This is a genomic window from Kineococcus gurbantunggutensis (assembly GCF_050871925.1).
Classification (GTDB): Bacteria; Actinomycetota; Actinomycetes; order Actinomycetales; family Kineococcaceae; genus Kineococcus.
The window spans coordinates 1-13,406 of sequence record NZ_JBJLSG010000140.1; the positions used below are offsets into that span (position 1 = coordinate 1).

The following is a 13,406-nucleotide window of genomic DNA, read 5'->3' on the forward strand; positions in this document are numbered from 1 at the left end:
CCCCCACCCCCCCCCCCCCCCCCCCCCCCCCCCCCCCCCCCCCCCCCCCCCCCCCCCCCCCCCCCCCCCCCCCCCCCCCCCCCCCCCCCCCCCCCCCCGGCGGGAGGTGGCGAGGGGGCGCAGGGGCGGCGGGGCTCAGACGGCGGGGCCGGCGAGGGCGGGGGCGGCGCGCAGCCAGGTGTCGATGCGGCGCAGGCTCGCGCGCGCGCCCTGCTCGTCGCGGTTGAGGTGCCCGTGGCGGGTGCCGCGCTCGAGCACGCACGTCACCGGCACCCCGGCGCCCACCAGGCGGGCGGCGAAGTCCTCCGCCGAGCCGCGCAGCCCGTCGGCCTCGCTGACCAGGACCAGCACCGGCGGGAAGCCCTCCAGCGGGGCGGTACCCGGCGTCACGGCGGCGGGCGCGCCGTCGGGGTCGGCGCCGACGTAGCCGGCGTACATCGCGCGCACGGCCGGCGGCTCCCAGCGCTCCTCGCCCGGCGGCAGGGTGCCCAGCGCGCGCACCGCGGCGGGCGAGGCGGCGGGCGGCACCGCGTGCAGCGTCGGGTAGGCCAGCACCACGCCCGCGGGCGGGGCCTCGCCGGCCTCGAGCAGGCGCAGCACCGCGCCGGCGGCGAGGTTGCCGCCGGCGCTGGCGCCGCCGAGGAAGGTGCGGGCCGCGTCCACGCCGGCGGCGGCGGCCAGGTCCCTGCCCCACCGCCAGGCGGCGAGCACGTCGTCGGAGGGCACCGGCCAGCGGGTGCCCTCGGCGGCCAGGCGGTACCCGACGGCCACGACGAGGTGCCCGGCGCGCTGCAGGGCGCCGGCGACCGCGTGGGACTCGGGCATGTCGAGGTCGCCGACGGCGAAGCCGCCGCCGTGCGCCCACACGAACGCCGAGGCCGGCGCGCCGTCGGGCACGTACACGCGCACGTCCACCGGCCCGTGCGGGCCCGGCGCGGTGCGGTCGGCCACCGACCCCGGCTCCCCCGCGGCCGGCGGGGCCGGCGGGTCCACCGGGGCCCCGGTCTGCTCCTCGAAGTCCTGCGCGGCGTCCTGCACGGGTCCCTCCACACGTCGACGGGCGGTCGGGTGGACCGTAGTAGACGGGCGCCGGCGCACCGGGTGGTCCCGGCGGGACCGGGCCCGCCTTGGTCGAACCGCTTGACCCGGGCACCGGGAACCACCCAACGTGTCCACGTGGCCACGCTGCTGCTCCCGCACCTCGCGGGCAGCCTCCTCCTGCTCGTCGCCGGCGTCGCGAAGCTGCGGCGACCGGACGGGACGGCGCGCGCCCTGCGCGCGCAGCGGCTGCCCTCCTCGCGGGCCCTGGTGCGCCTGCTGGGGGCGGGCGAGGTGGTGCTGGCCGCGGCCGCGCTGGCGGGCCTGCCCGGCACGGCGTGGGCGGTGGCCGCCGCCTACGCCGCGTTCACCGCCTTCGTCGTGCTCGCCCTGGTGCGCGACGCGCCGCTGAGCTCGTGCGGCTGCTTCGGCGAGCTGGACCTGCCGCCCACGCGCACCCACGTCGCCGTCACCGCGGCGCTGGCCGCGGCCGGCGCCGGCACCGCCGCGGGCGGCGGCGCCACGGGCCTGGACGCCCTGGCCGGGGCCGGTGCGCTGCCCGCGCTGGCCGCGGCGGGCCTGGGCGCGCTGGTGGCGTGGCTGGCGCTGCTGTCCCTGACCGCGCTGCCGCGCCTGGCGGCCGCGCTGCACCCGGCCCCTGCGACCCCCCGGAGCGCGTCGTGACCACCGTGCTGACCGCCGTCGTCGTCGCCCTGGCCGTGGCCGTGGCCCTGCTGGGGCTGCTCGTGGCGGGCCTGCTGCGCAGCCACGCGGAGATCCTGCGCTCGCTGCACGCGCTGGGCGCGGGCCGGGAGGACACCGCCCCGCGCGCGGCGGGCCCGGTGGACGTGCCGTTCGGGGTGGGCCCGGGCGTGGTGGGCCCGGCGGGGGTCACCGGCGCGGCGGCCGCGGCCGTCAGCGGCGCCACCCCGGACGGCGACGGCGTGCAGGTGTCCGTGGGCGCGGGGCCGGACACGCTGCTGGCGTTCCTGTCCAGCGGCTGCCTGACCTGCCGGGGGTTCTGGGACCGCTTCCGCGACCCGGCCGGCGCGGGGCTGTCGGCGGGCACGCGGCTGGTCGTGGTGACGCAGGGCGTCGAGCGCGAGAGCGCCACGGCGGTGCGGGCGCTGGCCGCCGAGGGCCTGGACGTGGTGATGTCCACGCAGGCGTGGGAGGCCTACGAGGTGCCCGGCTCGCCGTACTTCGCGCTCGTCGACGGCACCACGGGCCGCGTCAGCGGCGAGGGCAGCGCCACCGCGTGGGAGCAGGTGCAGCGCCTGGTGGGCGAGGCCACCGGCGACCGCGCGCTGGCCCGCACCGGCGCCCACCGGCACGACCACGGCGACCACGACGGGCACGGGCACGACCACGAGCGCGGCGGGGACGCCGGCGACGGCCCGCACCGCGAGGCGCGCGCGGACCGGGAGCTGCTGGCCGCGGGCATCACCCCCGGCCACCCCAGCCTGGACCTGACCGCCGAGGAGCTCGCCGAGCCCCCGCGGGCGCAGGGCTGAGGCGGGGGCGTGGACCCGACGGCGTGGGCGCTGGTGGTGGGGCTGCCCACCGCGGCGGTCGCCGCGCTGCGCTCGACGTGGTCGCCTTGAGGCGAGTCGATGCTCTCGAGCATCACCCCGCTGGGCGAGCGGGGGCGCGCGAGCCGCTGGCCGGTGACGGTGGCGGCCTACCTCACCGGGTCCGCCGCGGGCGGCCTGGCGCTGGGCACCCTGCTGGGGCTGCTGGGCGCGCTGCTGCCGCTGGAGCACCGCGCGGCGGCCGCGGCGGCCACGGCGCTGCTGGCGGTGTTCGCGGCGGTGGCGGTGGCGGTGGAGACCGGCCGGCTGCCGGCGCTGCCGACGTGGCGCCGCCAGGTCGACGAGGACTGGCTGCACCGCTACCGCGGCTGGGTGTACGGGGTCGGCTACGGCGCCCAGCTCGGCGTGGGGGTCGTCACGATCGTCACCTCCCCGCTGCTGCACGCCGCGCTGGCCCTGGCGGTGCTGGGCGGCGGCCCGCTCGCGGGCGCGGCCGTGGGCCTGGTGTTCGGGGTGGTGCGGGCGCTGCCGGTGCTGGCGCTGCGGGGCGTGACGACGCCGCAGCGGCTGACGTCGGCGCACCGGGCGCTGGAACGGCGCGCGCCGCTGGCGCGCACCGCGGCGGCCGCCACCTCGGCGGCCGTCTCGCTCGCCGCCGCGGCGCAGGCCGCGGCGCTGGTCACGGGTTGAAGGGGGCCGACGTGCAGGTGCTGGCGCACGGGGTGGGGGTGGACGCCCCGGCCGGGTGGGAGGTGCGCATCACCCGGCGCAGCGGGGAGGAGCACGCGCCGGGGGCGCGGGTGCGCCCGGTGCTGCACGCGGCGACGGTGCCGCTGCCGGCGGTGCGCGGCGACTTCGGCGGCGGGGTGACGGGCCTGCTGGGCCCCACCGACCTGTTCGTCTCGCTGTTCGAGCACGACCCGGCGGCGTGCTCGACGGCGCTGTTCGCCACCCGGGGGCTGCCGCGGCCGAGCTCGGCGGACTTCGCCCCCGAGCAGCTGCAGCGCACGATCGCCGGGCAGTCCGGGGCGCAGTGGTTCTTCCAGCACGCCGGGCGGGCGTTCTGCCTGTACGTGGTGCTGGGCAGCCACGCCCGCCGGGTGGAGCTGCTGCCCCGGCTGGGCGCGGTGCTGGCGACGCTGGTGGTCGAGGCGGGGGTGGAGTCGTGACGGTGCTGGAGCGGGTGCGCGAGGCCGACGGCGGGCGCGGTGAGGGGGCCGCGGCGGTCCCGGGCGCCTCCCCGGGCCGGCTGGGGGCGCTGGTGGACCGGCTGGCGGGGGCGCTGGCGGCGCGCTCGAGCCGGCGCGGGTTCCTGGCGCGCACGGCGGTGGTGGGCTCGGCGCTGGCGGTGGGCCCGTGGGGGTACCTGACGCGGCCGGGCACCGCGTACGCGGCGGTGTGCGGGGTGGACTCCACCTGCTCCTCGGGCTACACGGTGTTCTGCGCCACGATCAACGGCGGGGTGAACCGGTGCCCGCCGGGCAGCCTGGTGGGCGGGTGGTGGAAGTCCGACGGGTCGGGGTTCTGCTGCGGCGGCGCCCGGTACTACGTGGACTGCCACAGCTACTGCTCGTGCGGGTGCAGCGGGCGCAGCACGTTCTGCGCGGAGAGCTGCACCTCGTGCTCGTGCGGGTGCGGCCCGGCCGGGCAGTGCGACCAGCGCAAGGTGTGCTGCAACCGGTTCCGGTACGGGCAGTGCACCCAGGACGTGCGCTGCACCGGCCCGGTGTGGTGCCGGGTGGTCACGTGCACGCCGCCGTGGCGGATCCCGGCGTGGAGCTGCACCACGACGAGCGCGACGGACCAGCGCACCGGTCGCCACGGCGCGCCCGCGCTGGAGGACTGCACCGCGATCGGCAGCCGCTACACCGCCCTGGGCGGGCAGGGCGGGTTCCTCGGCGAGCCGCGCACCCCGGAGCTGCGCACGCCCGGCGACCGCGGGGTGTACCAGCACTTCGAGGGCGGCTCGCTGTACTGGTCGGCGGCCACCGGCGCGCGCGAGGTGCACGGCGCGGTGCGCGACGCGTACGCGCGCAGCGGCTGGGAGGCCGGGCCGCTGGGCTTCCCGGTCACCGACGAGCGCGCCACCCCCGACGGGCGCGGGCGCTTCAGCCACTTCGAGCGCGGCTCGGTGTACTGGTCGCCGGCCACCGGCTCGTGGGAGGTGCACGGGGCGGTGCGCGGGGTCTGGGAGCGCACGGGCTGGGAGGCCGGCCCGCTGGGCTACCCGGTCAGCGACGAGCTGACCACCCCCGACGGGCGCGCGCGCTTCAGCCGCTTCGAGCGCGGCTCGGTGTACTGGTCGCGCGAGACCGGGGCCCACGAGGTCCTCGGGGAGGTCCGCGAGGCGTGGGCGCGCACGGGCTGGGAGGCCGGGCCGCTGGGGCTGCCCACGACGGGCGAGCTGGCGACGCCGGACGGGCGGGCGCGCTACAACCACTTCGAGCGCGGCTCGGTGTACTGGTCGCGCGCCACCGGCGCGCACGCGGTCACCGGCCCTGTGCGCGAGGCGTGGGCGCGCAGCGGCTGGGAGAGCGGGCCGCTGGGGCTGCCGGCGGGCGACGCCCGCGAGGACGGCCCGGACCGGGTGCGCCAGCGCTTCGAGCGCGCCGACGCGGTGCTGCGGGTGTCCACCGGGCAGGTGACGTTCGAGCCGCGCTGAGCCCCCCCGGCGCTCGCGCTGCGCGCGCCCGGGTGCGCGCCGCGCGGTGGGGGGCACCCGCGCGCAGGTCTTACCCTCGTGTGCGTGTTCGACCGGTTGCGGCTGATGAGCGACTACGAGGCGCCCACGCCCGTCTGGGCGCCGGCGGACGTGGGCGCGTTCGTGCTCTCCCCCACGCACCTGGACCACCTCGGGCTCACCGAGTCCCTGCGCACGGGCCTGCTGCGCTGGCAGGCGTTCTTCGACGAGCACCACCCCGCGGACCTGTGCGCGTGGGACTCCCCGGGCTCGTGCGCGCGCTACGCCTCCGAGGGCGAGCGCCTGCGCGAGGAGCTGGACCGGGCCCTGCCGGGCATCCGCGTCGAGCTCGACCTGTGGCCCGTGCCCGCCGACGACTGAGGGGCACCGGTGGACGGCGAGCGGGTGGACCGCGCCCGGGCGTGGGTGCACCGGGCGGTGCGGCTGGTGGAGGCCGACGGCAACCGCAGCGCCGACACCCACCTGCGGGTGCTGCCGCTGCCCGCCGCGTGGGGCGTGCAGCTCTACCTCAAGGACGAGTCCACCCACCCCACCGGCTCCCTCAAGCACCGCCTGGCGCGCTCGCTGTTCCTCTTCGGCCTCGTCAACGGCGACATCGGCCCCGGCACCACGCTCGTGGAGGCCTCCAGCGGCTCCACGGCGGTCTCCGAGGCGTACTTCGCGCGGATGCTGGGCCTGGGCTTCGTGGCCGTCGTGCCGCGCTCGACGGCCCCGGCGAAGCTGGACCTGATCCGCCGCCACGGCGGCCGGCTGCACCTGGTGGAGCACCCGGGCGAGGTGTACGAGGTCGCCGAGCGGCTGGGCGCGCAGCCCGGCTGGCACTACCTGGACCAGTTCACGACCGCCTCCACCGTCACCGACTGGCGCGGCAACAACAACATCGCCTGCTCGATCTTCGAGCAGATGGCGCTGGAGGAGAACCCCGAGCCGGAGTGGATCGTCGTGGGCGCCGGCACCGGCGGCACCAGCGCCACCGTGGGGCGCTACTGCCGCCACACGCGCCGGCGCACCCGCCTGGCCGTGGCGGACCCGGAGGGCTCGGCGTTCGCCGAGGCGTGGCGCACCGGCTCGCGGGAGGTGACCGCGGCGGGCTCCTCGATCGAGGGCATCGGCCGGCCGCGGGTGGAGCCGTCGTTCGTGCCGGGGGTGATCGACCTGGTGGTCACGGTGCCCGACGCGGAGTCGGTGGCGGCGGTGCGGCTGCTGCACGAGCGCACCGGCGTGCGGGCGGGCGCCTCCACCGGCACGAACCTGGCGCTGGCGCTGCGCCTGGTGGACGAGCTGCGCCGCGCGGGCCGGCCCGGCAGCGTCGTCACCCTCGTCTGCGACGACGGCTCGCGCTACCTGGACACGTACTACTCCGACGCGTGGGTCGGCGCCCGCGGCTGGGACGTGGCCGCGGCGCGCGCGGTGCTGGAACCGCTGTTCGGCGACGCCGGCTGAGCGGCGCGCTCCGCTACCCCGCGGGCGCGGGGGCCGGCGGGGCCGGGGCGGGGGCCGACGGCGCGGGGGCCGGTGCCGGCGCGCTCGCCGAGGGGCTGGGCGAGGGGCGCGGGCGCACCGTGGCAGGGTCCGGGCCGCACACGATCCGGTTCTGCGCGTTGTAGGTCGTCTCCCAGCTCTCGCGCTGCTCGGGCCCGCCGCCCACCGGCGTCATGACGCGCGTGACGGTGACGTCGAAGCCGGTGTTCGCCGACTGCGGCGAGCAGTCCGAGCCGGTGTCGTAGATCGTGCGCGGGGCGCGGGTGTTGTAGCGCCCGCTCTTCTCGGCGCGCACGTCCCAGCGCCTGGTGCCGTACATCGACACGGTGAGCTGGTTCCCGCTGATGCCGGCGGTGATGTAGACGCCGTGGCCGGAGTCGTTGCGGAACCGGTTGTCGATGCTGCGCCAGTCGATCGTCGCCTCGCGCCCCTCGGGGTAGCGGGAGATGTAGAACGAGTGCGGCTTGTGCTCGATCTCGTCCAGGCCGGCGAAGAACACCGCGTTGAACAGGGTGGTGGACAGCTGCGAGACGCCCCCGCCGTAGTCGTCGACGAGGCGGCCGCCGGAGATGACGGGGGCGCGGCTGTAGCCGCGGGCGGCGGTGCGCTGGCCGACGGTGTCGTTGAGGGAGAACTCCTCGCCCGGGCGCAGCAGGGTGCCGTCCACGGCGGCGGAGGCGATGCGGATGTTGCGGGTGCGGGCGCTGTCGGCGGTGAGGTTCGTGGTGAAGGTGGAGATCTGCTCCACGATCCCCAGCGACTGCAGGTCCTGCGTGCTCACGGCGGGGGCCGCCACCGCCAGCGGCACCTCGGCGCGCCGGGAGGGGGCCTGGCCCGCCGGGGCGCCCGCGGGGGCGCCCGGCGCGGTGCCCGGGGACGCGCTCGCGGGCGGGGTGCCCGGCGGGGTGCTGGGCGGGGCGGTCGCGGCCGGGGCGGTGAGGGCGGCGGTGACGGCGCCGGCCAGCGCCCCGGGCTCCACGTCGGTGCCCTCGACGGCGGGCACCACGGACGGGCGCGCGTCGGCGACCTCGATGCGGGCGTCCTGCGGGGCGGTCTCGAAGGCGGGGTCGACGGCGAGCACGGCGGTCTCCAGCGCGGCGCCGTCGGCGACCAGGCGGGCCCCGCCGTCCACGGCGCGCACCGACAGCGCGGGCGCGAACGCGGCCGGGGCCAGGCGCACCTCGCGCCCGCCGCCGGCGACGACGAGGTCGCCGGCGACGGCGGGCCGAGCCACGTCGCGCACGGCGGCGGCGACCTCGTCGGCGTCCAGGACCGGCTCCAGCACGCGCGCGGGGACCTGCACGGGGGCGGCGGCGGGCCAGGCGGCGGCCACGGCGTCGGCGGTGCGCCCGGCGTCCAGGCTGCGGCCGGGCGCGGGCTCGGTGGGCACGGGCTCGACGGCGGCGGGGTCGCCGGGGCGCACCTCGAAGGCGACGGCGCCCTCGACGGCGGGCCGCTCCACCTGCTGGGCCAGCGGCTGCAGCCCCGCGCGCAGGGCGGCGCGGTCCACGGCGGTGACGGGGCGCTCGTCCCCGCCGCCGGCGACGTGGCGCCACAGGTCGGCCGGGCTCCACGCCGGGCCGGTGAGGGCCTCAGCGGTGGCGGGCACGTCGACGGCCAGGCCGGCGGCGGCGGGGTCGAGGGACCCGTCGACGTCGCCGGCGGGGCCGGTGACGCGCACGGCCACGGGCCGGGCCCGCACGTCGGCGGCGGGGCCGGCCAGGGCGCGCTCGACGCCGGCGCGGTCCAGGCCGCCGACGTCGGCGCCCAGGACGGTGGTGCCGCGCGGGGCCTGCCCGCCGAGGGCGAGGGCGGTGGCGAGGTAGCCGCCGGCCAGGACGGCGGCGCCGGCGCCGAGGCCGACGAGCAGCTTCGTGCGCGCCCGGGGGCCCCCGCGTCCCCCGCCGGCGCGGCCGCGCGCCGCGTCCTGCTCCGCCGGCCGGTCCACCCGCTCGTGCACGTGCTCGTCCCCCGCTCGCTCCGCGCGGCCCACGCCGCGCGACCCCGCGCACACCCTAAGCAGCCCCCGGCGCGCGACCGGGCAGATCGGGCCGACGATCCGCGATCCACACCGCATCGGATACACATCGCATCGAACGGGGCTACGCTGGGAGCGTGACCGCCGACCCCGCCCCGGGGGCCGCCCGCCCCGCCGGGCCCCGCACCACGCGCCGCCGCGAGCAGACCCGCGCCCGCCTGCTCTCCGCCGCCCTGGAGCTGCTCGCCGAGCAGGGCCTGGCCCGCAGCAGCGTCGAGGGCGTGTGCGAGCGCGCCGGCTTCACCCGCGGCGCCTTCTACTCCAACTTCCAGAGCATGGACGACGTCGTGGCGGCCCTGTTCGCCCAGCAGGCCGGGCGCGTGCTGGAGCACGTGCAGGAGCGCCTCGCCGGCGCCGAGGACCCCGCCGGGGTGCCTGGGCTCGTCGCCCGCGTGCTGGAGCTGCTGCCGGTGGACCGCCAGTGGCTCGCGGTGCGCGCGGAGTTCTCCGCGCAGGCGCTGCGCAACCCCGCCGCCGCGCAGGTGCTCACCACCGCGCGCGGGCAGCTGCTGGAGCGGCTGGAGCCGCTGCTGGCCCAGGGCCTGGCCCGCGCCGGCCGGGGCGCCACCACCGGCACCGCGGACCTGGCCCGCGCCGTCCTGGCCGCCCACGAGGGCGCCAGCGCGCCGGGGGCCGACCCCGGCGCCGGGGCCGGGCGCGCCTTCGAGGTGCGGCTGGTCACCGCCGTCGTCGAGGCGTTCTCCGCCCCCCTGCAGGCGCCCGGCGGTGCCCGGTGAGCGGCCGGCACGTCGAGCTCGCCGTGCGCGCGCGGGACCTGTCCCTGCGCGGGGGCGGGCGCGAGGTCTTCTCCGGCGTGGACGTCGAGCTGCCCGTGGGCTCCACGCTCGTCGTGCGCGGCGGCACCGGCAGCGGCAAGACCTCGCTGCTGCTGACCCTGGCGGGGCGGATGCGCCCCACCGGCGGGGACCTGCGGGTCCTCGGCCACGACCTGCCCGCGCAGGCGCGCGCCGTGCGCCGCCTGGCCGCCCTGGGCGAGGTGCGCGGGGTCAACGACCTCGACGACGCCCTCACCGTCGAGCAGCACGTGGCCGAGCGCCTCGTGCTGCACCGGCCGTGGTGGCGCCCGTGGGCCAGCCGCGCCGAGGTCGAGGACCTGCTCGACCGCGTCGAGCACGCCCTGGGCGTGACCGCCGGGGCTGGCGCGACCGTGCCCGCGCTGCACCGGCGCGAGTTCGTCAGCGACGTGGACCCGCTGGAGCGGATGGCCCTGGGCGTCGTGCTCGCCCTCGTCGGGCGCCCCGCCGTGCTGCTCGTGGACGACGTGGACTCCCTGCGGCGCGTGGAGGACCGCCGCCGCGCCTGGGAGGCGCTGACCGTGCTGCGGCGCACCTCCACCGAGCCGCTGACCGTCGTCGCCACCTGCACCGACGACCCCGACCTGCCGCGCGGCGCCGACGCCGACACCCTCCTCCTCGACCTCCAGGACGCCTGATGCCCGCCCCGCGCCGCGCCCGCCTGCCCCGCTTCTCCCTGCCCGGCCTGGAGCTGGCCCGCTTCCGCCGCGCCGTCATCACCCGCCTGGCGCTGCTCACCGTCGTGGTCGTGCCGCTGGTCTACGGCGGGCTGTACCTGTCCTCCAACCACGACCCCGTCGGGCGGCTGGGGGACCTGCGCGCGGCCGTCGTGGACGCCGACCGGCCCGCCGCCGTCACCGGCGCCGACGGCGCGCAGCGCACCCTGGACGCGGGCGCGGACCTGGTGGAGACCCTCACCGGGCCCGGCGCCGCCGCCGGCTTCGCGTGGGAGAGCGCCTCGGAGGAGCAGGCGCGGCGGGGCCTGGAGGACGGCACCTACGCCGCCGTCCTGCGCGTGCCCGAGGGCTTCTCCGCCGCGCTGGCCTCCGGCGGCGGGGACGACCCGCAGCGGGCCCGGATCAGCGTCACCACCGACGACGCCGAGAACTACATCCTCGGCCAGGTCGCCAACACCGTGACCACCACGATCCGCACCCGGGTGGCCTCCTCGGCGACCGAGGACTACCTGGAGAACGTGTACGTGGCGTTCAGCTCGGTCCACGACTCGATCGGGCGCGCCGCCGACGGGGCCGGGCAGCTCGCCGACGGCGCCCGCAGCGCCGACGACGGCGCCCGCGAGCTCGTCGTGGGCCTGGGCGACCTGGGCACCGGCGCGGCCCGGCTCGCCGACGGCACCGGCGCGCTGCGCGCGGGCGCGGCCGACCTGGCCGGCGGCACCGCCCGCCTCGCCGACGGCGCCGACGGCGCCGCCTCCGGCGCGGCCTCGCTCAGCGCCGGCCTGGAGCAGCTGCGCACCGCCACCGGGGCGCTGCCCGCGCAGACCGACCGGCTCGCCGACGGCGCCGAGGCCGTCTCCGCGGGGGCCGCGCAGGTCGCCGAGGGCACCGGGCAGCTCGCGCGGGCCGCCGACCGCGTCGGCGAGGTCGCCGCCTCCGCCGGCGACCTGGGCCCCGCCCTGGACGGGCTGCTCGAGCGCGCCCGCGCGCTGGCCGCGGCGAACCCGCAGGACCCGGAGCTGGCCGCGGCCGTGCAGCGCCTGGAGCAGCTGCGCGCCGCGCTGGCCGAGCAGGACCTGGCCGCCGCCGCGCGGCAGGTGCGCGCGCAGGTGGACGCGCTGGCCGAGGGCGCGCGCTCGGTCTCCACCGGCGCCGCCTCGGTCGCCGGCGGCGCGCGCTCGCTGGCCGGCGCCGCCCCGGCCCTGTCCGGCGGCGCGGCCGAGGCCGCCGACGGCGCCGCGCAGCTCGCCGGCGGCACCGGGCGGCTCGCGGCCGGCGCGCGCTCGGCCGCCGACGGCGCGCAGCGGCTCGCCGAGGGCGCCGCCGCCGCGGACGACGGCGCCGGCGCCCTGGTGGGCGGCGCCTCGCGGGCGCGCGCCGGCGCCGGGCAGCTCGCCGACGGCACCGGGCGGCTCGCCGACGGCGCCGGCACCCTGAGCGCCCAGCTGCGCGAGGGCCAGGACGAGGTGCCCGCCTACGGCGCGGCCGAGGCGCAGCGGCGCGCCGGCGTGGTCGCCTCCCCCGTGGAGGCGCAGCGGGTGCGCGAGCACGCGGTCGCGCACTACAGCGACGGGCTGGCCCCGCTGTTCGTGCCGGTCTCGCTGTGGGTGGGCGGGATGGTGACGTACATGGTGCTGCGGGCGGTCTCGCCGCGGGCGCTGGCCTCCACGGCCGGCTCGCTGCGCACCGCGCTGGCCGGGCTGCTGCCGGGCGCGGCGCTGGGGGTGCCGCAGGCGGTGGTGCTGCAGGCGGTGCTGCTGCTGGCGGTGGGCGTGCAGTCCCCCTCGCCGCTGCTGACGGTGGCCTTCACCGCGCTGGTGGCGGTGGTGTTCACCGCCGCGCACCAGTGCCTGAACGCCCTGCTGGGCGGGGTGGGCCGGCTGGTCGCGCTGGTGCTGCTGGTGCTGCAGCTCACCTCGGCCGGGGGCACGTACCCGGTGGGCACCTCCCCGGCGTTCTTCTCCGCCATCCACCCGTACCTGCCGATGACGTACGCCGCGGACGGCCTGCGGCACCTGATCAGCGGCGCGCCCGGCGGGCCGGTGTGGGTGGACGCGGCGGTGCTGGCCGGCTTCGGCGCGCTGGCGCTGGCGGTCACGGTGCTGGCCTGCCACCGCCGGCGCACGTGGACGGTGGCGCAGCTGCACCCCAGCCTCAGCCTCTGAGGCCCGGCGCCGCCGGGACGGCGGCGGGACGACGGCGCCGGGACGGCGTCAGGACGGCGGCGTGAGCCGCTCGGGGAAGCAGACGTTGGAGCGCTGTGGGGCGGGGGTGGCGGCGAAGACGCTGTCGCACCAGGTGCGCACGTCGTCGGCGTCGGCGAAGGGCCCGGCGGCGAAGGTCGTCCAGTAGGGGTTGCCGCGCGCGTCGACCTCGCGGTCGCCGAAGTCGGTGCTGGCCAGCACGAAGACGTCGGGGCCGGCGACGCCGGCGGCGAGCCGGCGGGACTGGTCGAGGATGTCGGCGGCGTAGAAGGTGCTGCTGCCGTTGGCGGCGGTCTGCTCGGGGTCGGTGGTGCCCACGCTCTTGGCGGCCAGCTGCGCGACCCACTGCCCGCGGGGCGCCTGGGTGGCCATGCCCGCCGCGCGCAGCCGCTGCAGCTGCGACAGCGCGGCGGCGTCGTCGGCGGCGGTGCCGTCGGGCTGCGCGCCCGCGGCGGTGCCGGGCTGCGCGAGGGGGGCGGCGGCGGGCGCCCGGGGACCGGTCGGCGCGCCGGCGGTGCCCGCCGCCGTGGTGGCGGCGGGGCCGGCGAGGGTGCGCAGCGCCAGCAGCGCCACGAGGGCGAGCAGCACGAGGGTGAGGACGGCGGCGAGCACCTGCAGCGGGCGCACCCCGCGCGGGGCGCGCGCACCGGCGGCGGTGGCTCCCCCGGCAGGGGCGGCAGGGGCGGCGGGGGCCGCGGGGGCCGCGGGCGGGGCGTGCTGGGCGGGGGCGCGCTCGCCGGAGGGCGGGGCGGCGAACCCCTCCCACCACGGTGCTCCCGACACGACCGCGTCCTCCCGGCTGCTGCGCCCGGTGCGCCGTCGGTTCGACGCCCCGGCCCGCCGCCCGGTCCCGCCGGGCGGCCTCCCGTCAGGGGCAGGATGCCGCGCGACGGGCGCCGCCGCGCGGCGGCGCCCGTCG

General features: G+C 79.8%; 13 protein-coding genes. 10 read left to right on the top strand and 3 right to left on the bottom strand.

Going from position 1 to position 13,406, the window contains the following annotated elements:
• Positions 1-135: 135 nt before the first annotated feature.
• Positions 136-1,038 carry an alpha/beta hydrolase fold domain-containing protein gene (locus ACRYR7_RS19935; protein WP_432573859.1) on the bottom strand — a complete coding sequence of 301 codons (903 nt, stop codon included), beginning with the start codon at positions 1,036-1,038 and terminating at the stop codon, positions 136-138.
• Positions 1,039-1,176: 138 nt separating this feature from the next.
• On the opposite strand from ACRYR7_RS19935, the gene ACRYR7_RS19940 reads away from it, so the two are divergent.
• The 7 genes from ACRYR7_RS19940 to ACRYR7_RS19970 all read left to right on the top strand — a co-directional run bounded on the left by ACRYR7_RS19940 (position 1,177) and on the right by ACRYR7_RS19970 (position 6,714).
• The gene (locus ACRYR7_RS19940; RefSeq protein ID WP_432573860.1) at positions 1,177-1,722 is read left to right on the top strand and encodes a MauE/DoxX family redox-associated membrane protein; all 546 of its coding nucleotides are present in this window, start codon (positions 1,177-1,179) and stop codon (positions 1,720-1,722) included.
• The gene (locus ACRYR7_RS19945) at positions 1,719-2,552 is read left to right on the top strand and encodes a hypothetical protein (RefSeq protein WP_432573861.1); all 834 of its coding nucleotides are present in this window, start codon (positions 1,719-1,721) and stop codon (positions 2,550-2,552) included. Before ACRYR7_RS19940 ends, ACRYR7_RS19945 begins: the two co-directional genes overlap by 4 nt.
• A gap of 99 nt (positions 2,553-2,651) precedes the next feature.
• Positions 2,652-3,260, top strand: a complete 609-nt coding sequence (locus ACRYR7_RS19950) for a hypothetical protein (RefSeq protein WP_432573862.1) — start codon at positions 2,652-2,654, stop codon at positions 3,258-3,260.
• Positions 3,257-3,739, top strand: coding sequence for a hypothetical protein (locus ACRYR7_RS19955; protein WP_432573863.1), 483 nt, complete (start codon positions 3,257-3,259; stop codon positions 3,737-3,739). Before ACRYR7_RS19950 ends, ACRYR7_RS19955 begins: the two co-directional genes overlap by 4 nt.
• Positions 3,736-5,232, top strand: coding sequence for an LGFP repeat-containing protein (locus ACRYR7_RS19960; RefSeq protein WP_432573864.1), 1,497 nt, complete (start codon positions 3,736-3,738; stop codon positions 5,230-5,232). The genes ACRYR7_RS19955 and ACRYR7_RS19960 overlap by 4 nt, the downstream gene beginning before the upstream one ends.
• Positions 5,233-5,316: 84 nt before the next feature.
• A complete protein-coding gene (locus ACRYR7_RS19965) occupies positions 5,317-5,631 on the top strand; it encodes a hypothetical protein (RefSeq protein WP_432573865.1) in 315 nt (104 codons plus the stop codon).
• Positions 5,632-5,640: 9 nt separating this feature from the next.
• Positions 5,641-6,714, top strand: a complete 1,074-nt coding sequence (locus ACRYR7_RS19970) for a PLP-dependent cysteine synthase family protein (protein ID WP_432573866.1) — start codon at positions 5,641-5,643, stop codon at positions 6,712-6,714.
• Between the two features lie 13 nt (positions 6,715-6,727).
• Here ACRYR7_RS19970 and ACRYR7_RS19975 read toward each other — a convergent pair whose 3' ends face one another.
• A complete protein-coding gene (locus ACRYR7_RS19975) occupies positions 6,728-8,746 on the bottom strand; it encodes a VanW family protein (protein WP_432573867.1) in 2,019 nt (672 codons plus the stop codon).
• 122 nt (positions 8,747-8,868) lie between these two features.
• Between ACRYR7_RS19975 and ACRYR7_RS19980 the strand changes: the two genes are divergently transcribed.
• Genes ACRYR7_RS19980 through ACRYR7_RS19990 form a run of 3 tightly spaced genes read left to right on the top strand, consistent with a single transcriptional unit; the run spans position 8,869 to position 12,448 of the window.
• Positions 8,869-9,528 carry a TetR/AcrR family transcriptional regulator gene (locus ACRYR7_RS19980; protein WP_432573868.1) on the top strand — a complete coding sequence of 220 codons (660 nt, stop codon included), beginning with the start codon at positions 8,869-8,871 and terminating at the stop codon, positions 9,526-9,528.
• Entirely contained in the window at positions 9,525-10,244 is a 720-nt protein-coding gene (locus ACRYR7_RS19985; protein ID WP_432573869.1) for an ABC transporter ATP-binding protein, read from the top strand. The genes ACRYR7_RS19980 and ACRYR7_RS19985 overlap by 4 nt, the downstream gene beginning before the upstream one ends.
• Positions 10,244-12,448 carry a YhgE/Pip family protein gene (locus tag ACRYR7_RS19990; protein ID WP_432573870.1) on the top strand — a complete coding sequence of 735 codons (2,205 nt, stop codon included), beginning with the start codon at positions 10,244-10,246 and terminating at the stop codon, positions 12,446-12,448. The genes ACRYR7_RS19985 and ACRYR7_RS19990 overlap by 1 nt, the downstream gene beginning before the upstream one ends.
• A gap of 48 nt (positions 12,449-12,496) precedes the next feature.
• Here the strand turns inward: ACRYR7_RS19990 and ACRYR7_RS19995 are convergent, their stop codons facing one another.
• The gene (locus ACRYR7_RS19995) at positions 12,497-13,270 is read right to left on the bottom strand and encodes a hypothetical protein (protein WP_432573871.1); all 774 of its coding nucleotides are present in this window, start codon (positions 13,268-13,270) and stop codon (positions 12,497-12,499) included.
• Positions 13,271-13,406: the final 136 nt, after the last annotated feature.

What these genes read in the sequence shown, in the direction of transcription:
- ACRYR7_RS19950 (WP_432573862.1), top strand. Translation starts at nt 2,652, where the DNA reads ATGCTCTCGAGCATCACCCCGCTGGGCGAGCGGGGGCGCGCGAGCCGC.
- ACRYR7_RS19990 (WP_432573870.1), top strand. Translation starts at nt 10,244, where the DNA reads ATGCCCGCCCCGCGCCGCGCCCGCCTGCCCCGCTTCTCCCTGCCCGGC.